Genomic DNA, 20,002 nt, shown 5'->3' on the forward strand with positions numbered 1-20,002 from the left:
TTTACAAGCAGGACCGCTTTTTTTATCTTTCAATTGGCTTTTGAAGATTTAAATTCGAATTGGACTGTGCCTTCATTTCTATCTTTCCAAATAAGATAAGCGTCAAAAGGGCGCTTTCCTTTAAACCCTTTAATTAAATTAGTTTTCCCTTTCGTAAGAAGCTTTTTAGCATTTGTCACGCTGATGGTTTTTCCCAGCATTTTTTTACCGAGCGTGAAGCTGCATTTTGATGACTGGTAAGCAGAACAGCCGTAAAACTTTCTTTTATCTACAACCGGGCTGCCACATTTCGGGCATGGGCCAAGCGGCTGGTTTTCATCGGGCGCCCGGTCTTTCGCCGGTGCATCAAATGTCCAGTCCTCGGAATGCTGAACGGCATCCCGGACAATTTTTTCCGCAAGCCGTTTGGATTGTTCAATAAATACATTTGCCGGTGCTTCCCCCTGGCCAATTTCTTTTAAGCGCTGCTCCCATCGACCGGTGAGCTCCGGTGAAGCAAGCAGTGTATTTTGAACGGCATCAATTAAAATAAACGCTTTAGCCGTCGGCACAATCCGGTGCTGTTCGATTTTCATGTAATCGAGCTGCTTTAGCCGCTCCATGATATTAGAGCGCGTGCTTTCTTCTCCAAGCCCCGAAACAGCTTTTAATATTTTGCCAAGCTCTTTGTCTTCCATTCCATGCCCGATATTTTTCATGGCTGTAATGAGTTCGCCCTCTGTGTAGCGCTTGGGCGGAACTGTTTTTCCTTCTATTACTTTTACCTCTTCGGCAAGTCCGCTTTGCCCTTCCTGAACATCCGGCAGCAGTACATCTTCTTTTTCATTTTCAAACAGGACAGGCCGCCAGCCTGGCTGGAGCAGCCGTTTTCCATTCGTAATAAACGAATGCGGCCCAATATCCGTTTGAATGCTTGAATGGGCAAAAACCGCGGGTCCATAATGCGCCGCAATCAGTGACCGGGCAATCATGTCATAGATTTTTCGCTCGTCCCCACTTAACGAATGCAGTGAGGGCACTTTCTCTGTTGGAATAATCGCATAATGGTCGCTTACTTTTTTTGAATCAACGTATCTTTTATCCGACATAATGGAGCGGGTTGTCTCAGCCGCCCATTTTTCGTACGGCTCAAGACGGGACAGCTTCGTTAAAATCTCAGGAAAAGCTGCTGCTTCCTCCGGGTTTACGTGATTGCTGTCTGTCCTTGGGTACGTAACGTAAGACTTTTCATACAGTGACTGTGTGATTTCCAGCGTTCTTTTTGGCGAAAAATTAAACCGCTTGTTCGCTAGAGCCTGTAGAGTAGAAAGACTATGAAGAGCAGGCGGCGGTACGGGCTTATTTTCTGTTTTTACTTTCACGACACCGGCTTTCTTTCCAGCACATTCTTCCCGAATCGCTTCCGCGTCTTCTTTCTCATAAAAACGCGTCTCTTTTTCTTTCGTATATTTTCCTTCATAAACCGCTCCGTTTATGTTGAACGAAGCAACAACTTCATAAAAAGGCCTGGATACAAAATCAAGAATTTCTTTTTCGCGTTTCACAACAAGAGCCAGTGTAGGCGTTTGAACGCGGCCGACCGCGTAGACGTCCCGCCCTGCTCCTTTTGTTTTTGATTGAATAAGCAGCGTGTAAGCCCGGCTGGCATTCATGCCAATCAGCCAGTCCGCATAGCTTCGCGCCATAGCCTCATGATATAGAGGCATGGTTTCTTCAATCGGCCGCAGGTTCAAAAAGGCCTGCTCGACCGCTTTCGGTGTCAGGCTGCTGACCCAGAGGCGGCGCATCGGCTTATTGATGCCCGACATGCGGACAACGAGCTGGACAATCAGCTCTCCTTCCCGTGCAGGATCGCCTGCAGCAATGATTTCTGTAACGGCTGGATTTCTAATGATCTCTTTCACCGCTTTAAACCGGCTTGTCTTAGCAGGAATAACTTTATATTTAAACGTTTCCGGAATCATTGGGAGTGTTTCAAGATGCCATCTCTTTAATTTCGGGTCCATTTCGTGGGGCGGTACAATCTCAAACAAGTGGCCGCTGCACCAGGCAAGAAGAGCCCCGTTCCGAAATGTTTCACAAGGTGCAATCTCAATATGTGTCTCTTTTTTCACATGGCGAAACGGAGCTGCCAGCGCCTGTGCCTGTGAAGCCTTTTCGGCAATAATCGCCTGCATTCATTTCCCTCCGATCAATAAAACACGCGTTCGATAACTTCATTATAAGAGCGTACATCTGATTTAGCAAACACAAAAAGCGAAGCAGTACGCTGCTTCACTTATTTCTTCTCCAGCTTCCTTTCTGCTTCTCCAATGGCCTGGCGAATAAGGGCTGCAGGCTCACTTACCATATTGCCGTGACCGACAGCAAGCAATGTGGGATGAACGTCTTGAAGCCGCCTGGCACTCTCGATAGCCGTTTTTTTATCCCAGGTCGCGAGCGCCGGAAACGGAAAAATTGGTTTAACTGTTCCGCTGACCGCAAGCCCGCCTTTTGTTTGAAAAGCATCGCCGGCAGCCAGCTGGCCAGTCCGATGATCGTAAAAAGACATTGAGCCCGGTGTATGGCCCGGCGTGAGAAAAGCCTCCAAAGAACCAATCCGGTCTCCTTCTTTCAGCTGCACATCCGGGCGCGTTTTCATCCTTTTTGGAACGCCGCCTTTAATAGGCTTTTGCGGCTCGTCCGCATCAACTGACAGATCACCTTCAATCAGCCTTGTATCACGCTCGGATAAATAAACGGGTACATCAGGCAAAATATCTTTTAGTGCATCAACTGCTCCAATATGATCTTCATGGGCATGTGTGAGCACAATATGCTCAATTGGCTTTTCGAGCTGTTTTACCATATTCATTATCGCTTTTACACTAAATGGCAGGGCGGCATCTATTAATGTAAGAAAGGTTTTTTCTTCGACAATATAACAATTTACAGGAAAAAAGGACGGCAGAAACGAAAGCTGGTATAATGTGCCTGATTTTTGAATACGAACCATTTTAAAATCCCTCCTTGAGTTTAAAAAAACAGCCTCCATCTTATCCATGGAGGCTGCTTGCTTATCTGTAAAGTGCAGTAATATCGTAACCCTTTGCTTTATAGTAATCAAGGATTCCGTTATAGATAGCGACAGATATTTTAGATAACGCCGCTTCGTTTTTCATTTTTGCTGAATCGCCTGCGTTTGAGATAAAGCCAAGTTCAGCGAGCGCTGCCGGCATGTTATTTTCCCGCAGGACAGAAAGGTTGCCGTTTTTAATTCCGCGGTCTTTTAGTCCCCACGCTTCGAGCATGCGTGCTTGAATTTTTGACGAAAGCAGCTTGCTGTCTGTAACATATGGGTTGCCTGCCGCATAATAAAATGTTTCTGTACCGTTTGCGCTGCTGTTTGTTGATGAATTAACGTGGATGCTGACAAACACATTTCCTTTATTATTTTTTGCAAAAGCAGAGCGGTCAGCCAGCTTAATAAAAGTATCGGTTGATCTTGTCATTTTTACTTTAAACGGTGTCTGCTCAAATAGTTTGTTTACTTTAAGTCCGACATTGAGAACAATATCTTTTTCTCTTAAACTTCCATTTACAGCACCCGGATCAGTCCCGCCATGCCCTGGATCAAGGATAATCGTTTGAGTGGGAATCCGCGAATCGATTTCTGCTGCTGGCGGCGCTGGTGAAGCTGGCGGCGTTGCCGGTTCAGTCACTGTTCCTGATCCAGTGGAACCTGATAAATAGTACGTACTGATAAAGCCTGTTACACTTCCCGTTTTCACAAACATCCAGCCGCCCACCGAAAAGGCACCTGTGACAGATGTACCTGCCGGAATTTTTCCAATTGACGGATAAGCTGTCGACGGACCTGTCCGTATATTTAAATTATTGGCCGTTGATTTCAGTTTAGAAGAAAATGTAACGCTCTGTTTTAAACGAAAATCCGGATTAATAGCCCGGGATAAAAACACAGCGAAATCAGCCCGCGTAATCGTCTGGCTCGAACCGAACGAGCCGTTGCTCATGCCGCTGGCAATCCCAAGGTTCATAAGCGCGGTTTCCGCATTTCCTGTATAGCCAAATGCTTTCGCGATAATGATGGCCATTTCTCCACGCGTAACGAGCTTTTCAGGAGAAAACTTTCCACTTGAATCACCTGACATAATTCCTTTAGCTGCAATGGATTCGATATATCCTGCTGCAAAGCTTCCCGGGTTTACATCATTAAACCGCGTTTGACGCTTTGTGCCATCCAGCTGGATGGCTCGTCCGACAAAAGTCGCTGCCTCGGCCCGTGTAATGGTTTGGTAAGGATTAAATGTAGTCGGTGAAGACCCCTGGACAACCCCGCCCTGGACGAGGTAGTTCACTTCATTTAAAGCCCGCGACGGCACATCCACAAAGCCTGCTGCCTGAACAGGCGTCTGGATGCCCAAAAGGGAAAGGAGCATGCAAAACGCCAAGGCGAAAGTTATCCATTTTTTCACTTTGTTGCCTCCATTCGAAAAATATGCTGCTTCTAACCATTACATCGGTTTCATTGGTATCATTTTAACTTTTTTTTCGAGTCAATTATATTTCATTTGTGTTACAGACCCATTTTTCGACGTTTAAATGAAGCAGCATAAATATTCGGACGGGCATGCAACACAGGGTCAGCCGAACACTCAATTCCTCGCGGGACAATGGTTGGATCAAAAATAACCTGATCGTTCGGCTGCTGTATTTTTTGTCTTATTTTAAGATGGCCGGCCGCGAAGGTGGTTCGCTCCTCCGGCCAGGATGCTGTCGAATCATCAACCGGATCTCCTTCTTCTCCAAGAGTAACATACAATGTAAAACCGACCGGCAGCTGCTCATCCAGTTCTTTCTCCAAATAATCCATCGTGTGGATGGCGGCTTCTTTTTTCGCTTCAAGGCTGAATGTTTCGTCTGGCACCCATTTATATTTCACAGCCTGCCGCTTCCCCTCTTTATTAACAAAATAAAAAGCATGGATAGGATAATAACAGCTTGTTGAATAGCTGAGGAAAGGCTTTGTATTCTTTATAATTCGAAAAGCCGCTTTGCTTTCGGGATATTTTATCAACATTTTCACCAAATCCCGCGGTCCCGGCTTCTCAGCTGCCAGCCGAAGCATTTCAACAAAAGCTTCTGGCGTTTTCGTTAAAAAAACGGGCACTGTGACGCCGACTAAATATGTGACTTCCCCGGCCGGCAAATGAAATTCAACAGACATGCCTTTTACAGGTGACAAACCGTCAATCATTTTTGGATTCGGCGAGCTGTCAGAAAAACGGACAACTGCTTTCACGGCTTTCTGCTGCAGATGAGCCGCTGTAGTGTAGGCGGCTGCCTGTCCATTCGGCGTAAAAATGGCCTCATAATAGCTTCCTTTTGCATGTGCACGGCGATAGCCCGGATGTTTCCCCATTAATGCTTCAATAGATTCAATGGCTGTTTCAGCTAAACTGTTATCATTATTTTCCATATAACCGCCTCCTTTTGTATTCATCCATACCCAAAAAAGCCCTTGCTGATCCATAGAAATCAGCAAAGGCTTTTAGTTGGATGCGGCCGTCCGGCGGTCTGCGGGAAACAGCTTCCTGCCCAGCGATGGAACATAAGCGGCAAGAAATACAGAACGGCCTATTGTAAAGCTTATAAAAGCCAGCCACAGTCCATGGTTTTGGAGATGAGGAATAAAAACAAACTGAACAACAAGATAAACAACAAGGGCCAGCATGATTGAATTGCGAACCGGCGCCACTTCTGAAGCACCGGTAAAAGCACCATACAGGACAAGACCGAATGCTGCGCTTGCCGGGAAGAAAAGAATCCAGAGGCTGTATTGCTCTGCCAGCTGGGCCACTTCAGGCAAGTTTGTAAATAAACCAATAATAGTCTCACTGAAAACGTAATATCCAACAGTCAGCAGCAACGCCATCGTTCCTGCCCATTGGCATGACAGGAGTACTGTTCTTCTGAATAATCTTTCATCCTGCGAGCCGACTGCCTTCCCGGTTAAAATACTTGATGCATTGGCAAAGCCGTCAAAAAAATAAGCCATAATATAATGAATTTGAAGAAGAATGGCATTCGCTGCAAGCACCTCTGTTCCGAATGAGGCTCCTTTAGCGGTAAACAAATTAAAAACGGTTAAAAGACATATTGTCCGGATCATTAAGTCCCGGTTAACAGCCAGCATTTTTAAAAGCGGCGCTCCCTTTATCAAGCCAGCCCCCTTTACATCCTGAAAGCTGATGCCCGAAAACTTCCGAATCATAAACAGGCCGATAATAAAAGCGGATATTTCCGCCGTAAGCGTTGCGGCAGCGACGCCCGGCACGCCAAATGAAAATACTTTAACAAACAAAATGTCCAGCACAATATTCGTTGCATTCATCCAGAGCTGCAGCAAAAGAGTCGCCTTAATAAAAGACATTCCCATCAGCCAGCCGATAATAACGTAATTCATTAAAGCAAATGGCGCGCCCCATATTCGGATACCAAAATAATCGGATGCCAGTGACCGAACCGCTTCATCGGGATTTATAATGGCGAAGGCGAGCTTCACAATGGGCCATTGCAGCAAAATAAACAGGGCGCCAATCACCAGCGCCAGTCCAAATGAGCGAAGAAAAACGCTTTTTTCTTCAAGCGGATCACCTCCGCCGCGTGCCTGGGCCGTAAAGCCTGACGTACTAACGCGCAGAAAACCGAAAAGCCAGTACATAGTATTGAAAATAATGGTTCCAATCGCCACGCCGCCAATATATGACGGATCAGGCAGCCAGCCAACAACCGCTGTATCCACGGCTCCAAGAAGCGGTGTTGTAATAGTGGAAACCGTTAGCGGGAGTGCTAAAGCTAAATACGTTCGATGCTTCACTGCTGATCCTCCTGAGACTCAAATACATGAATTAATTTTTTTGTATATGAATGCCTGTCCTGTGAAAATAAATGCTTTTTATCAAACCGGTCTTCAATTCGGCCGTGCCGCATAACAAGAATATAGTCACTTAAAAACTGCACAGCCGCTAAATCATGGGAAATAAATAAATAAGAAAGTCCTAACTGGAATTTAAGGCTTTTTAGCAGCTGCAAAATATCCGCCTGAGCCAGAACATCAAGGCTTGCAGTCGGCTCATCCAGAATAATAAGGGCCGGCTCCGTGCTGATCGCTCTTGCAATGGCGATACGCTGTTTTTGGCCGCCGCTCAGTTCATGAGGATACACCCGAAGGTACGAGGGCGAAAGTCCGACCATCTCCATTAAACGCACAGCTGCTGCCTCTCTCGTATACTTCTTTTCAGCCGGCAAAAAAGAAGGCCGCTTGTTTTTCTGAACGTCGAGCGGCTCCATTAATGAATCAATTATTTTTATTTTCGGATTTAATGATGCAGCCGGATGCTGAAAAACAGCCTGCATCGCTTTTCTCTCCTGCTGCATGGCTTTTTTCTTCATTTGATGGAGCGGCTGCCCATTCAGCCAGACACCGCCGCTATCCAGTTTCTCAACCATTAAAATACATTTAGCAAGTGTGCTTTTGCCGCTCCCGCTTTCTCCAACAAGCCCGATGCACATTCCTTTTTTTAGAGTAAAAGAAATATCAGACAGCGCTTGATGGCCGCGTGTGTATTGTTTGCTTACAGCGTCTACACGCAATACTTCTTCGATAAAGTTCATCGGTTCACCACACTCCGCGGCTCGATTTCAGCTGCATTACGAAGTGTTGGGACGGCTGCAAGCAGCTGCTTTGTATAAGGATGGAACGGCTGCTTGAAAATCTGCTCTTTAGATCCTGCTTCAATAATCGTTCCTTCATGCATAATGGCGACCCGATCCGCATAGCGGCGAACATGGCGCAAATCATGTGTAACAAATAAAATCGAGCAGTTTACTTTTTTTTGCAAATTCGAAAGCAATTCTAACATTGAAAAAGCTGTTACACTGTCAAGCGCTGTTGTCGGTTCATCTGCAATTAGCAGATCAGGCTTTAACAAAAGAGCCAGGGCAATCGCAGCGCGCTGCAGCTGCCCGCCGCTTAGCTCGGATGGGTACCTGGAATAAAACGACTCGGGCAGGCTGACAGATACCAGTGCTTCCTTCGCCTGTAAAATTCGTTCCTTTTTAGATTTGCTTTCATGTGTGCGCTGATACTCATCAAAATGACGTCCAATCGTCATAAAGGGATTAAAAACTTGTTTGTATTCCTGGAAAACAAATGAGATTTTTTTGCCCCGCAGCTTCCGCATAGCAGCCGGCCGAAGCTCAAGCAGATTTTGTCCTTCATAAAGAATCCGTCCTTCTGCCGTGACATTTGGCGGCAGTATCCGCCCCACGGCAGACGCTGTCATGCTTTTGCCGCTCCCGCTTTGCCCGACCAGCGCCAGCCACTCACCTTTATTCAGATGAAAGGAAAGATTATGAATAATCGGTCGGCTTCCGGCTTTTATCGTTACATTTTCTACAGACAAGGCAGTCATTCTTTCACTTCCTTTTTCACATCAAAATGATCCCTTAAGTAGTCACCCGCTATGTTGGACAATAACACAACGCCGGCAATCGCCAGGCCAGGATAAAGCATAAGAGATGGGGCAGACTGAAAATAGGGTCTTGCGTCATTCAGCATCGCTCCCCATTCCGGCACAGGCGGCTGTGCACCAAGCCCAATATAAGAGAGCGCGGAAATCAGCAAAATAATCTTGCCAAGGTCCAGGCTCGCCAGCACGACCACATGGCCCGCCACATGCGGAAATAAATGCTTTTTCATAATGGACCAGGTGGACAGGCCATTAATAGCCGCGGCCAGCATATAATCCTTATCACGTTCTGTCAGCACGGTGCTGCGGACAATCCGAGCATAGCTGACCCACTTCACCATCACAATGGCGAAAAGCAGCTGTTCAATACCGGCACCGAGTAAACCGCTCAGCACAATGGCAACAATTGTGTCGGGAAACGCCAGGAAAGCGTCTGCTGTCCGCATAAATAAACGGTCTATAATTCCTCCTTTTAAACCAGACAGCAGCCCAAAAGGAATGCCGATGAGGGCTGCAATAGCCAGGGCAAGCACTCCATATCCAATTGTGTACCGGGCGCCAACGATCAGCCGCGTTAGAACATCACGTCCTAAATGATCGGTTCCTAGCGGATGCTCAAGGTTCGCCGGCTGCAGCCGCTCATTTAAATTAACAAGCAGCGGATCATGTTTGAGCACAAAAAACACATATGCCATCATCCCCGCCAGACAAACGAAAAGCCCTGCCGTTAAAGCAATGGCCAGACGATTTTTCGTCTGTTTTTTTATAACCAGTGCGTCCATTTAACCCTCTTTCCTTTCGTTCATTTTCAAGCCCGGGTTAATGAATTGGTATGAGAGATCAACCAGGCTGTTAACGATAAACACAACTGCCGCCATAATGAGCATGTATCCCTGGATCACTGGATAATCCCGCTGCCGGATAGAATCGACTACCAGCTTTCCAATTCCAGGATAAGAAAAAATCACTTCAATAACGACAACACCGCCAATTAAGCTGCCAAGGCTCAATCCAAAAACCGTCACGATCGGCGGCAGACTGTGGCGAAGAGTATAGGTAAAAAAAAGACGCGTTTCCGATAATCCTCTTGCGCGTCCAGCACGGATAAACTCCTGCCCCATTGACTCGAGCAAGCTTGCCCGCAAAAGCCGGACATACACGCCGGACATAGCGAGTCCAAGTGTAAGACAGGGAAGAATCAATGAGTAAAGGCCATTTCTCCCCATCGTCGGAAACCAGCCGGCCCGAACCGCAAGCAGGTCAATAAGAATTAAACCAAGCCAAAAGCTGGGTACCGCCGCACCAATCATTGAGACAATACGGCTGGCGTGGTCTACCCAGCTTCCTTTATAAAGAGCCGCCAGCGAACCGAGCGGAACTGAAAATAAAATGAGGACAAGCAGCGATCCTCCTGCCAGTTCAAGCGTTGCCGGAAGCGCGCTCATCATCATCGACATGACAGGCTGCCCCGATACGTAAGATGTGCCGAAATCAAACTTGATAAAATCAAGCAGCCAGTGCCCATATTGGATAAGCAGCGGATCATTGAACCCAAGCTCTTCACGCATAGCTTCAATTTGTTCTTTTGTCACTGAAACATCATCCACACGCAGAATAGACAACACTGGATCACCAGGTGCCAGGCGGACAAAGACAAAACTGGCAAAAGACAAAATCAGTACAAAAATGATCACTTCCGCCAGTCTTTTTCCAATTACTCCGATCATTTACTTCACATCCAGCTCATTTGTCAGCATATAATATTCACTTTTCGTCGTTATCCAGCTCTCTACTTTATTTGAATAATAGGCAACAAGCGAATTTGGATGAACAATAAAAGAATGATACATTTGTTCATCAATGTAAGAAGCAATTTTTTTGGCTTCAGCCGACCGTTCTTCCTGTCCCACCGTTGCATTTAATTGATCGATCATAGCCGTCAGCTTATCATCATTTAAGCCGCTAAAGTGAAGCGCTCCATCGGGATGATAGGTGGCGTTTAAATAGTAGCCCGCGTCGCCTCGGGGAGCCGTTAAATTGCTGTACATAGAAAGCTGCCAGTCATTGTTGGCTGCCATATAATCTTCCGGTGTTTCAACAAGCTGAATCTCCACCTGAATGCCGATTTTTTTTGCTTCCGACTGGAAAACCTGGGAAATAAGCGGCAATTCGGGACGGCCGTTGTATGTGATAAGCTTCAGCTTTAACGGCTGGCCGTTTTTTGTCATGACGCCATCTTTTTCTGTATAACCGGCTTCTTTTAAATACTGTTTTGCTGCTTCCGTCCCCTGCTTCTTTTCCGGGTAATCAGGAGCAAAAGAGAATGTAGATGGAAAAGGACCTTCTGCAGCCTGTCCAAGTCCAAGCAAAACATTCTCCACGATCGCCTCACGGTCAATAAGCGCATCTATTGCTTTGCGGACATGAATATCAGCAAGCGGACCGGATTCCATGTTCATCGTCAACTGATGGACACGAAACGTCTCCTCTGAATCGACTGTTACACCCGGGAGTGCCCGAAGTGTATCCAGGCTTTCCGCTTCCGGACGAAAAACAATGTCAGCCTCTCCTGATTGAAGTGCAAGCGAACGGGCATTGGCATCTTCATTAAAACGTAAAACCGCTGAATCCAGCTTTGCTGCTCCATCCCAGTAATCGTCATAACGTTCAACCCTTACTTCTGATCCAGGTGTAAAAGAAGCAATTTTAAACGGACCCGTTCCTACTGGTTTATTAACGAAATCTGTTTCAGCCACATCTACAATGGAGGTATTCGGGTGGACGAGCTCGGATGGAAATTCCGCAAACGGGCTGGTTGTCTTTATGTAAAGTGTATTTCCTTCCGCTTTTATTGATTGGATTTTTAATGCTGTCTCCACAGCCGGGTTGTCCTTCATGGCCCGTTCAAGTGATGCTTTTACAGCCGTCCCGTCAACTGCTTTGCCATTTTGAAAGGTTACGCCGTCACGCAGCTGAATTGTCCAATTTTGGCCGTCATCGCTTTTCCAGCTCTCCGCTAGCCATGGTTCAATTTGAAGTGTTTCATCATTTAAGTGAACAAGTGTCTCGGTTATTCCCGCCCGAAGAGGAATATACACAGCATCCACATTTGGATCAAGCGAGTCAGTCGAAAAGTTAAACAGCAGGCTCACTTCTTTTGTTCCGGTTGAATCGGTCTTTCCATCATTCCCTTCTGAGCAGGCTGCCAGAAAAAATAGACTCATTACTATAACCAGCATTCCAAAGAATTGCTTTTTCATCCCATAATCCTCCACTGTTTCTTTTTAATGAAAACAATCGTATCACAGGTTCTGCTGATTGTAAATCGTCATTATTACGATTTAAAAAAGAAATGCCGCTTTATGTAGACGACGCTTATCCGCTTTCCCATAAACATTCAAATTCCTGTATACTGTTAATGGCTTGAACAAAAAAGAAGGTGATTGATATGATTCGAACAGCAGCCATTACAGCTGAGCAAACTATTTTGCATAATGTGCCGCTCGAGCAGTTACACGGCGAGAATATTCTCTGGTACTGGGTGGATCTTGATCAGCCCACAAATGAAGAATCGGCCATTTTACAGGACTTTTTTGCTTTTCACCCGCTGGCTATTGAAGACTGCCTCCAGTTTATTCAAAGGCCAAAGCTTGATTATTATGACAACCATAGCTTCATGATTATTCAATCCATTAATCAAAAAACACTCTCTCCGGAAGAAATTGATATTTTTTGGAGCTCAAATTTTATTGTTACCTTTCACCGCCGGAAATCCGCCGAAGTAGATACCGTCTGGAACAGGCTGTTTGATGCAAAAAAGATAAAGAATTTAAATCCCGTTCAAATTTTATACCATTTGCTGGATAAGGTTGTTGACCGGTTTTTTCCAAGTGTCTATCAAATCGAAGACAGTTTGATCCAGCTTGAGGCGGAAGAATCAGATCAATATCAGGCGGACGACTTATTTGATATCCGAAAAGAGCTGCTAAAGCTGCGCAGGGTCATTTTTCCAATGAGAGAGCTTTTGTACCGGGTTCTTAATTCCGAGCGTATTCAGCTTACCAAAAAAAGCAAAGTATATTTTAAAGATATTTATGACCACTTGCTTATGCTGACAGAAATTGTTGAATCAAACAGGGAGCTTACAAAGGATATACGGGACAGCTATTTGTCCGTTAACTCAAATCGGATGAACAGTATTATGATGACCCTGACTGTCATTACAACCATTTTCATGCCCCTTACGTTTATCGCCGGTATTTATGGAATGAATTTCGATCATATGCCTGAGCTCCACTGGCAGTATGGCTATTTCGCTGTTCTTGGATTAATGGCCGGCATCTCGATTACTATGTTTGTTTTCTTTTGGAAAAAAGGCTGGTTTAAGCAGGATCATTAACCGTACTTCTTTTGATGCGCTTTTTTCATCTTCAAATATTCTGCATCTTCGCGTGCCATTTTCCATTTCACTTCGAAAATGGCCGCAGATTTTGCTTTTTCTTCGTCAATCGCACGCTCATTTACATTTCCATTTTTATCGTATTTCCGTCCGCCTTTATAATTGGTGTAACGGCGCGCACGGGTATAACCCATCTGCAAAAATTTCCGGGCCATGTCCATCCCGACAAAGTCATCCTTCTTTTTGTATTCTAAAAACATTTCGTAAATTTTCTCAGATGATTCCCTGGCAATTGCCGGTGTTTTAAAACGCCAGTGCGGCAAAATTTCACTTTTGTAAGGTTCTACCAGCAATACCCCCTGCTCTCCGCGCCCAACCCGGTATTTTTCCGGTTCCTTTCGAAAGTCAATTTCATTAAAATCAAGTGAATAGTCAAATGCCATTGCCTTTCTCCCCTTTTTTTCTTTTTTCCACCTGCTTTTTTAAGTACCCGGATGATACAAAAATAATGTTTAAAACCACTTCATTTGTAAATAGTAGTAGAAAAAGAATAAAAAGGAGATTCATTATGAAAAAAACTTATTCTATTGCCGCTTCTTTGTTTTTAACAGGAATACTGGCTGCCGGCTGCGGAACAGATGAAAGTGAACAGCCTGTTCTGGATACAGAAACGGATACAGTTGAAGAAAATGCACGTGATCTCCCTAATAAGCTGCAAAATGTACAAAGCATGCTGCTCAGACTAAACACGGATCTTGAGTCTCCTGAAAGCAGTGAAACCATTCAAGAAACCGGTGGAAGTCTCGAAGAACACTGGGACCTGGCAGAAGCTCAAGTTGAAGAACAATATCCAGAAGATTATGCCGCCATTGAAAAAAGCCTTTACCCGCTTATTGATGAAGCCAAAAAAGACAATCCTGATTTAGAAAAAATGAAGCCGCTGGTGGAAGATGCAGATGAAAAAATAACCTCTCTTATAGAAAAAGCAACGGAACCAAAAAAAGAAGAGGATGCAGTAGACCTGGATCTTGATCAGGGCAAGCGGTAAGCAGCTGATAAAAAGCAGAAAGGAGCTTTCCGGATTGCCTTTAGAATTTAAAGAAACGAATCAACGCCCTTTTCCGCCGCCTTCCTATCCATGGATAATGAAACAGCGCTGGGATCACATGCTTTTTATTCACTGGCCAGTCCCTGGAGAATTGTTGAAGAAGCATATTCCAAACGCTTTTTCACTTGATTTGTTTGAAGGGCAGGCCTGGATCAGCATTATTCCTTTTTTAGCCTGTCATACCCGGCTGCGCGGCCTTCCGCGTTTTCCTTTTTATCATACTTATCTTGAATTAAATGTTCGGACGTATATTAAATACGACGGGATTCCCGGTGTTTATTTTTTCCGTCTTGGTACGGATAAATGGCCTGTAATGCTCGGAGCCAAAATGGCTTCTTTTCTGCCGTATTATCATGCCGGCATGAGTATGTCCATACAAAATCAAGTCGTCCATTTTCATTCAGTGCGCACTCAATTTGGAACGATCACAGAGAGTTTTAAAGTATCTTACTCTCCTTCCTCACCGATTTTTGTTCCAGAAGAAGGCAGCCTGGACAGCTGGCTGCTGGAGCGTTACTGCTTTTGGGTACAAAAAGGACGCCATATTTTCCGCGGAGATATCCACCATGACCGCTGGCGCGTAGCGGAGGCCTCTTGTATGATTCACGACCAGGCTATGCCCTCTTTGGTTCCGGATTATATGTTAAGCCAAAAACCGCTCGCCCATTTTTCCCATCAAAAAAACGTGTTCACCTGGCCTTTAAAAAAAGCAAGGTAAACACGTTTTTCTTATTCTGTCTCTGCCGCAAAAACAATATTTGTCTGCTTCCGGGCTTCTTCTGTAATACGGATAACTGTTTCACTAATATCCCTGAAATACTGATATGTGTCCTGATCCTTTGATTGAATGGCGGCTGCAATGGCCTCTGCTTCATACATCATATCGTTTTCTTCTTCCTGTACAGCCAGCTGTTCTTTTTCACCGGTGCGCCGTTCTGTAAATTCAACACTTGAAATGGGAGCAACATGGTCAAGACTAATGGTTCCGTTTTCTCCGCTGATTTCACCCGGCAGGTAAGAATTCGTAATTTTTGAAAACATTGTTGTGCATACATGGCTGCCATAATCGAGAATAACTGACCCGCTCCCGTCTACTCCTGTTGGCAGCATCGTGACATGGGCAGAAATCTTTTCAGGTTTCCCGAATAAGGATACCGCCAGGCTGATCGGGTATACTCCTAAATCAACAAGGGCTCCTCCCGAGAAAACGGGTGAAAAAATATTCGGCTCTTCCCCTGCAAGCACGTTATCATAACGCGATGAATACTTCATATATTGAAAAAACGAATGGCGAAGAGGACCAGCTTTTTCAACAGCCGCTTTTAATCTGTCATGATTTGGCGTATAAAGGTTACGAAAAGCTTCGAATAAAAAAACACCATTTTGATCCGCTATTTTAAAGGCTTCTGTTAATTCATCCGACGTTGAAAACATTGGTTTTTCGCAAATAATATGCTTTTTATGCTTCATCAAAAAAGCTGCCTGTTCAAAGTGAAGGGAATTCGGCGAAGCAATATAAACAATATCAATCGTTTGATCAGCTGCCAGGTCTTTTAAATCTGTGTAAATCTTTGGCGCATCCAGTTTTTCCGCTTTAGGGGCCGTCCGGGAGTAAGCACCGGCAAAGGTGAGCGCATCTGTCCTGCTTAATGCATCAATAAACCGCTCTGTGATAGAACTTGTTCCTATCGTAGCAACATTCATATCCAGTTCCTCTTTTCTGTAAAAATATACAAAGTCCTTTCCTCCTGTCCATTTTCTCAGTAAAGCTTTCCAGAATCAACTGGTCTGTAAGCAGTTTTCTTTTCGTATGTACCTGCTCTCCGTATACTGTTTACCATAGGAGGCGAAGAGATGGGACATGTATGCGCAAGAGACTATAACTGTGAAAAAGAATTAACACTGGCCGTGATCGGCGGCAAATGGAAAATGCTGATTCTCTGGCATTTAGGAAAAGAAGGCACAAAGCGGTTTAATGAGTTGAAATCGCTGATGCCGGGTATTACACAGCGGATGCTTGTGAACCAGCTGCGCGAGCTTGAATCCGATTTTATCGTGCATCGTGAAGTATATCCAGTAGTACCGCCAAAAGTGGAATACTCATTAACGGACCAGGGACGGACGTTAATGCCAATCCTGGAATCCATGTATGACTGGGGCAAGAAATATAAGGAATTTATTGAAGAACAAGTAGATGAACCTTCCATGAAAATTGGACATAATAAGTAACCAAAGGAGCATGCAGCTGCATGCCTTTTTTGATTTTACAGTATACTTTTTCGCACTATATGAGTTTAAAGTGCGTACTTCTTTTTTGGCCCGCATCGCTTTACAATGAACAGACATCAAACAAAAAAGGAGAATTCATCATGAAACTACAGTTAGCACTAGATCTTGTGAACATTCCAGAAGGCATCGAGCTTGTAAAAGAAGTACAGGAGCATGTTGATATCGTTGAAATCGGTACACCTGTTATCATCAATGAAGGGCTTCACGCTGTTAAAGCAATGAAAGACGCGTTCCCTGACCTGGATGTGCTCGCTGACCTTAAAATTATGGACGCAGCCGGCTATGAAGTATCACAGGCATCAGCAGCCGGAGCTGACATCGTAACAATCCTGGCTCAGGCAGAGGATGCTTCCATTAAAGGCGCGGTGGAAGAAGCAAAAAAACAGGGCAAGCAAATTCTTGTTGATATGATCGCCGTAAAAGACATTAAAACACGCGCCCGGGAATTGGATGCGCTTGGCGTTGATTATATTTGTGTTCATACCGGCTATGATTTGCAGGCAGCCGGCAAAAATTCTTTTGAAGATCTTCATACAATCAAAAGCGTTGTGAAAAATGCTAAAACAGCTATTGCAGGCGGCATTAAGCTTGAGACGCTTCCTGAAGTGATCCAGGAGCAGCCGGATCTTGTCATTGTCGGCGGCGGCATTACAAGCAAGGAAGACAAAAAAGCAGCGGCTGCTGAAATGCAAAAATTAATCAAAGAAGCAGTTAATGCTTAATGACGAAGCAGCTTGAACGTATTTTACACGAAATTCAGGCGACAGCCGGCCTGATCCGCGATGAGGATGCTGCCCAGCTTGTAAACCGCATTCTTGAAGCGAAGAAAATCTTCGTTGCCGGTGCCGGACGTTCCGGATTTATGGCAAAATCATTTGCGATGCGGATGATGCATGTTGGCTTAGATCCATACGTTGTCGGCGAAACGATTACGCCGAATTTACAAGAAGAGGATTTATTAATCATCGGTTCTGGTTCCGGTGAAACGAAAAGCCTGGCCGCGATGGCGGAAAAAGCGAAGTCCATCGGGGCATCTGTGGCAGCCGTTACCATTGTGCCAGACTCTTCAATCGGCCGGCTTGCGGATCTTGTCATTGAGCTTCCGGCCCAGACAAAAGCCGACACAAGCAATAAATCGATCCAGCCGATGGGCTCTCTGTTTGAGCAAAGCCTGCTGCTATTTTACGACTCACTCATCTTAGAAATCATGGAAAAACGCGGAATGAACTCCGGCAATATGTACGGACGGCATGCCAATCTGGAATAGACGCAAAAAAGAACTGCCGTTTTGCACGGCAGTTCTCAGGCTGATTGAAAACGCTTGCTTTCGGCGTCACTTGCCGGCTGTGAATGCTCATGACCCCAAAAGGTCACTCCGCTTCCCAGCACGGCGGCGTTCCTGGAAAGCCAAACGTTTTCAATCAGCCTGCTTTCTAACTTTGTCTACACTCTGAGAACTGCCGCTTTGCACGGCAGTTCTCTTTTCCATTATACTGAATCGGGCAGGTTCGCTATTATCTTCTCAGAAAATAAATATAGTCAGTCGGACAGCTTCTGTATCCCGCTTCTCTAAGCATAACCACTATGTTTCCACGATGGGATGTTCCATGGTTTACAATATGCGTAACAAGCTCAGACAAAGTATTTTGAAACGAATTCCCTTCTAAATCCTTATAGCAGATCATCTTATTCCCATGTGGCTCCCGCCTTAAAAAGGAACTTATTTGTTTTGATAAAGAATTAAATGCCTCTTTTGCCTGCTGCACATCGGTAAATTCTGCTCCATCAGCAGGCGGAAGATTTTTTCCCGCCATACGCGAAAACCAAATTTTGTCCACCTCGTATATATGCTCGAATGTCCGGGCAATGGATGAAAAAGGCCCCGTTGCCGGCTTAGTGAAAACATCAGGAAACTGCTGCAGAATATGGCCAAGCATTTGCTCATTGGCCCATGCATGATAATCATATAAATTCTGCATGTTTTTCTCCTCCCTCACTCTTTTAAGTTAACATTGTTATTTTTAACTATAACAGCCCAAAAACACCCTGCGAAGGGAAAAGGTAAAAAGAGCAATTTTTGCTAGAATAATATTTTGTTATGCGGGTAAAGAAAACTATTCAACTATTAGGAGGTTTTTTTATGCGCGCAGTTACGTATCAGGGCGTTAAAAACATGCAGGTAAAGAATGTAGCTGATCCAACGATTCGCGAGAGAGAAGATATCATCGTCCGCATCACCTCTACAGCCATTTGCGGGTCCGACCTACATATTTATAAAGGGGCGCTGCCGCCGGCGGAAGACGACTATGTTATTGGCCATGAACCAATGGGGATTGTAGAAGAAGTCGGTCCGGAAGTTACAAAGGTAAAAAAAGGCGACCGTGTCGTCCTGCCGTTTAATGTTTCCTGCGGACAGTGCTTCTATTGTAATCACGATATGGAGAGTCAGTGTGACAATTCCAACCTTAACCCTCATCTGGATACCGGCGGCTACTTTGGCTTTACTCAGCGTTACGGAAACTTCCCTGGCGGCCAGGCGGAGCTTTTGCGCGTGCCGTACGGGAACTTTATGCCTTTTGTAATCCCCGAATCATGTGAATTAGAAGATGAATCGGTTTTATTTTTGTCAGATGTTCTGCCGACTGCTTATTGGAGCGTTGAAAATTCCGGTGTAAAAGCGGGAGACACTGTGGTTGTCCTCGGCTGCGGCCCGGTTGGCCTGATGACACAGAAGTTTGCATGGATGAAAGGCGCCAAGCGTGTTATTGCGGTTGACCACGTGCCATATCGCCTCGCTCACGCAAAAAAAATGAACAATGTTGAAGTTTTCAACTTCTCCGAGTACAAAAATATGGGCGATCATTTAAAAGAAATTACAAACGGCGGTGCTGATATTGTCATTGACTGTGTCGGCATGGACGGAAAAAAATCTCCGGTCGAAACAATCGAGCAAAAGCTAAAATTGCAGGGCGGAACATTAAGCGCCATCGAGATTGCCTTGAGAGCGGTACGCAAATTCGGAACGATTCAGCTGACTGGCGTATATGGCTCACTGTACAACATGTTCCCGCTTGGCTATTTATTTGAACGAAACATTACCGTTAAAATGGGGCAGGCACCGGTTATCCACTATATGCCGGAACTGTTCGAAAAAATAACAGCCGGTGAAATTGACCCAACGGAAATCATTACTCACAAAGTGCCTCTTGAGCAGGCAGCAGACGCCTACAAAATTTTCGACGAGCATGCGGACGAGTGCATCAAAGTCGTATTAAAGCCATAACCAAGAAATCCGCCCTTTTACAGGGCGGATTGAGAGTGTAGACAAAGTTAGAGGCTGATTGAAAACGCCTGTCTTTCCAGAAACGCCGCCGGCTGGGAAGCGGAGTGACCTTGATGTTCTTGTAAAAGCAACGGACAAGCCGGAAGTCGCTAAGATTATTAAAAATACGCTGCTTATGCTGGGCGCACTTGGAAAAGTCAATATTGAAGATATGAATCCATTTATCGAGAAAATAAACGGCGGCCTGCACGGGGCTGTTCAATCTGAAAACAAGGAAGCCAGCTACGGGTCAATGCTTCGAACTCTGGCAGCACCGGAAACAAAAAAAGCAATGGCGTTTCTTTTGTCTTTCCTAAGTGGAATGGGCATTGAAAAGCCGAAGCTTCCGG

Annotated in this window: 21 protein-coding genes; 8 read left to right on the forward strand and 13 right to left on the reverse strand. The window is 45.1% G+C overall.

Annotation, left to right across the window (positions count from 1 at the left end; translation table 11 throughout):
- Nucleotides 1–29 precede the first annotated feature (29 nt).
- The 10 genes from VP98_RS13485 to nikA all read right to left on the reverse strand — a co-directional run bounded on the left by VP98_RS13485 (nt 30) and on the right by nikA (nt 11,794).
- On the reverse strand, nt 30–2,177 hold the full coding sequence (locus tag VP98_RS13485; RefSeq protein ID WP_046175909.1) for a type IA DNA topoisomerase: 2,148 nt from the start codon (nt 2,175–2,177) through the stop codon (nt 30–32).
- Between the two features lie 101 nt (nt 2,178–2,278).
- Nucleotides 2,279–2,995, reverse strand: coding sequence for an MBL fold metallo-hydrolase (locus VP98_RS13490; RefSeq protein WP_046175910.1), 717 nt, complete (start codon nt 2,993–2,995; stop codon nt 2,279–2,281).
- Nucleotides 2,996–3,056: 61 nt separating this feature from the next.
- Nucleotides 3,057–4,475, reverse strand: a complete 1,419-nt coding sequence (locus tag VP98_RS13495; RefSeq protein WP_231584180.1) for an N-acetylmuramoyl-L-alanine amidase — start codon at nt 4,473–4,475, stop codon at nt 3,057–3,059.
- A gap of 101 nt (nt 4,476–4,576) precedes the next feature.
- On the reverse strand, nt 4,577–5,479 hold the full coding sequence (locus tag VP98_RS13500) for a catalase family peroxidase (protein WP_046175911.1): 903 nt from the start codon (nt 5,477–5,479) through the stop codon (nt 4,577–4,579).
- A gap of 72 nt (nt 5,480–5,551) precedes the next feature.
- Complete coding sequence (locus VP98_RS13505) at nt 5,552–6,880, reverse strand: MATE family efflux transporter (RefSeq protein WP_046175912.1); 1,329 nt, start codon at nt 6,878–6,880, stop codon at nt 5,552–5,554.
- Nucleotides 6,877–7,677, reverse strand: a complete 801-nt coding sequence (locus tag VP98_RS13510; RefSeq protein ID WP_156151393.1) for an ABC transporter ATP-binding protein — start codon at nt 7,675–7,677, stop codon at nt 6,877–6,879. Before VP98_RS13510 ends, VP98_RS13505 begins: the two co-directional genes overlap by 4 nt.
- On the reverse strand, nt 7,674–8,477 hold the full coding sequence (locus VP98_RS13515; RefSeq protein ID WP_046175913.1) for an ATP-binding cassette domain-containing protein: 804 nt from the start codon (nt 8,475–8,477) through the stop codon (nt 7,674–7,676). Before VP98_RS13515 ends, VP98_RS13510 begins: the two co-directional genes overlap by 4 nt.
- Nucleotides 8,474–9,316, reverse strand: a complete 843-nt coding sequence (gene nikC, locus VP98_RS13520) for a nickel transporter permease (protein ID WP_046175914.1) — start codon at nt 9,314–9,316, stop codon at nt 8,474–8,476. Before nikC ends, VP98_RS13515 begins: the two co-directional genes overlap by 4 nt.
- Complete coding sequence (nikB, locus tag VP98_RS13525) at nt 9,317–10,261, reverse strand: nickel ABC transporter permease (protein ID WP_046175915.1); 945 nt, start codon at nt 10,259–10,261, stop codon at nt 9,317–9,319.
- Nucleotides 10,262–11,794: a nickel ABC transporter substrate-binding protein gene (gene nikA / locus VP98_RS13530; protein ID WP_046175916.1), complete on the reverse strand. Its 1,533-nt coding sequence runs from the start codon at nt 11,792–11,794 to the stop codon at nt 10,262–10,264.
- 188 nt (nt 11,795–11,982) lie between these two features.
- On the opposite strand from nikA, the gene corA reads away from it, so the two are divergent.
- A complete protein-coding gene (gene corA, locus VP98_RS13535) occupies nt 11,983–12,933 on the forward strand; it encodes a magnesium/cobalt transporter CorA (RefSeq protein WP_046175917.1) in 951 nt (316 codons plus the stop codon).
- On the opposite strand, the gene VP98_RS13540 is transcribed toward corA, so the two are convergent.
- Entirely contained in the window at nt 12,930–13,376 is a 447-nt protein-coding gene (locus tag VP98_RS13540; RefSeq protein WP_046175918.1) for a DUF4385 domain-containing protein, read from the reverse strand. The genes corA and VP98_RS13540 overlap by 4 nt on opposite strands.
- Nucleotides 13,377–13,501: 125 nt before the next feature.
- Between VP98_RS13540 and VP98_RS13545 the strand changes: the two genes are divergently transcribed.
- A complete protein-coding gene (locus VP98_RS13545; protein ID WP_052712244.1) occupies nt 13,502–13,981 on the forward strand; it encodes a hypothetical protein in 480 nt (159 codons plus the stop codon).
- Between the two features lie 34 nt (nt 13,982–14,015).
- Nucleotides 14,016–14,759 (forward strand): YqjF family protein, encoded by a 744-nt coding sequence (locus VP98_RS13550; protein WP_046175942.1) that lies wholly within the window; start codon nt 14,016–14,018, stop codon nt 14,757–14,759.
- An 11-nt stretch (nt 14,760–14,770) separates the two neighbouring features.
- Here VP98_RS13550 and VP98_RS13555 read toward each other — a convergent pair whose 3' ends face one another.
- Nucleotides 14,771–15,745 (reverse strand): Gfo/Idh/MocA family protein, encoded by a 975-nt coding sequence (locus VP98_RS13555; protein ID WP_046175919.1) that lies wholly within the window; start codon nt 15,743–15,745, stop codon nt 14,771–14,773.
- 150 nt (nt 15,746–15,895) lie between these two features.
- Between VP98_RS13555 and VP98_RS13560 the strand changes: the two genes are divergently transcribed.
- The 3 genes from VP98_RS13560 (at nt 15,896) to hxlB (ending at nt 17,597) form a co-directional block, all read left to right on the forward strand.
- On the forward strand, nt 15,896–16,270 hold the full coding sequence (locus VP98_RS13560; protein ID WP_046175920.1) for a winged helix-turn-helix transcriptional regulator: 375 nt from the start codon (nt 15,896–15,898) through the stop codon (nt 16,268–16,270).
- A 140-nt stretch (nt 16,271–16,410) separates the two neighbouring features.
- Nucleotides 16,411–17,052 (forward strand): 3-hexulose-6-phosphate synthase, encoded by a 642-nt coding sequence (gene hxlA / locus VP98_RS13565; RefSeq protein WP_046175943.1) that lies wholly within the window; start codon nt 16,411–16,413, stop codon nt 17,050–17,052.
- Nucleotides 17,052–17,597: a 6-phospho-3-hexuloisomerase gene (gene hxlB / locus VP98_RS13570; protein WP_046175921.1), complete on the forward strand. Its 546-nt coding sequence runs from the start codon at nt 17,052–17,054 to the stop codon at nt 17,595–17,597. Before hxlA ends, hxlB begins: the two co-directional genes overlap by 1 nt.
- 247 nt (nt 17,598–17,844) lie before the next feature.
- Here the strand turns inward: hxlB and VP98_RS13575 are convergent, their stop codons facing one another.
- Nucleotides 17,845–18,309 carry a DinB family protein gene (locus VP98_RS13575; protein WP_046175922.1) on the reverse strand — a complete coding sequence of 155 codons (465 nt, stop codon included), beginning with the start codon at nt 18,307–18,309 and terminating at the stop codon, nt 17,845–17,847.
- A gap of 161 nt (nt 18,310–18,470) precedes the next feature.
- Between VP98_RS13575 and VP98_RS13580 the strand changes: the two genes are divergently transcribed.
- Both VP98_RS13580 and VP98_RS13585 read left to right on the forward strand, forming a co-directional pair.
- Nucleotides 18,471–19,613 carry a zinc-dependent alcohol dehydrogenase gene (locus tag VP98_RS13580; protein WP_046175923.1) on the forward strand — a complete coding sequence of 381 codons (1,143 nt, stop codon included), beginning with the start codon at nt 18,471–18,473 and terminating at the stop codon, nt 19,611–19,613.
- Nucleotides 19,614–19,671: 58 nt separating this feature from the next.
- Nucleotides 19,672–20,002 (forward strand): DUF1641 domain-containing protein (locus tag VP98_RS13585; protein ID WP_156151394.1); only part of this gene is annotated, 331 nt, incomplete at its 3' end.

Origin of the sequence: Domibacillus indicus (genome assembly GCF_000970685.1) — a bacterium.
Classification (GTDB): Bacteria; Bacillota; Bacilli; order Bacillales; family Domibacillaceae; genus Domibacillus; species Domibacillus indicus.

What these genes read in the sequence shown, in the direction of transcription:
- VP98_RS13485 (WP_046175909.1), bottom strand. Translation starts at nt 2,177, where the DNA reads ATGCAGGCGATTATTGCCGAAAAGGCTTCACAGGCACAGGCGCTGGCA.
- VP98_RS13490 (WP_046175910.1), bottom strand. Translation starts at nt 2,995, where the DNA reads ATGGTTCGTATTCAAAAATCAGGCACATTATACCAGCTTTCGTTTCTG.
- VP98_RS13500 (WP_046175911.1), bottom strand. Translation starts at nt 5,479, where the DNA reads ATGGAAAATAATGATAACAGTTTAGCTGAAACAGCCATTGAATCTATT.
- VP98_RS13510 (WP_156151393.1), bottom strand. Translation starts at nt 7,677, where the DNA reads ATGAACTTTATCGAAGAAGTATTGCGTGTAGACGCTGTAAGCAAACAA.
- VP98_RS13515 (WP_046175913.1), bottom strand. Translation starts at nt 8,477, where the DNA reads ATGACTGCCTTGTCTGTAGAAAATGTAACGATAAAAGCCGGAAGCCGA.
- nikC (WP_046175914.1), bottom strand. Translation starts at nt 9,316, where the DNA reads ATGGACGCACTGGTTATAAAAAAACAGACGAAAAATCGTCTGGCCATT.
- nikB (WP_046175915.1), bottom strand. Translation starts at nt 10,261, where the DNA reads ATGATCGGAGTAATTGGAAAAAGACTGGCGGAAGTGATCATTTTTGTA.
- nikA (WP_046175916.1), bottom strand. Translation starts at nt 11,794, where the DNA reads ATGAAAAAGCAATTCTTTGGAATGCTGGTTATAGTAATGAGTCTATTT.
- corA (WP_046175917.1), top strand. Translation starts at nt 11,983, where the DNA reads ATGATTCGAACAGCAGCCATTACAGCTGAGCAAACTATTTTGCATAAT.
- VP98_RS13540 (WP_046175918.1), bottom strand. Translation starts at nt 13,376, where the DNA reads ATGGCATTTGACTATTCACTTGATTTTAATGAAATTGACTTTCGAAAG.
- VP98_RS13545 (WP_052712244.1), top strand. Translation starts at nt 13,502, where the DNA reads ATGAAAAAAACTTATTCTATTGCCGCTTCTTTGTTTTTAACAGGAATA.
- VP98_RS13555 (WP_046175919.1), bottom strand. Translation starts at nt 15,745, where the DNA reads ATGAATGTTGCTACGATAGGAACAAGTTCTATCACAGAGCGGTTTATT.
- VP98_RS13560 (WP_046175920.1), top strand. Translation starts at nt 15,896, where the DNA reads ATGGGACATGTATGCGCAAGAGACTATAACTGTGAAAAAGAATTAACA.
- hxlA (WP_046175943.1), top strand. Translation starts at nt 16,411, where the DNA reads ATGAAACTACAGTTAGCACTAGATCTTGTGAACATTCCAGAAGGCATC.
- hxlB (WP_046175921.1), top strand. Translation starts at nt 17,052, where the DNA reads ATGACGAAGCAGCTTGAACGTATTTTACACGAAATTCAGGCGACAGCC.
- VP98_RS13575 (WP_046175922.1), bottom strand. Translation starts at nt 18,309, where the DNA reads ATGCAGAATTTATATGATTATCATGCATGGGCCAATGAGCAAATGCTT.
- VP98_RS13580 (WP_046175923.1), top strand. Translation starts at nt 18,471, where the DNA reads ATGCGCGCAGTTACGTATCAGGGCGTTAAAAACATGCAGGTAAAGAAT.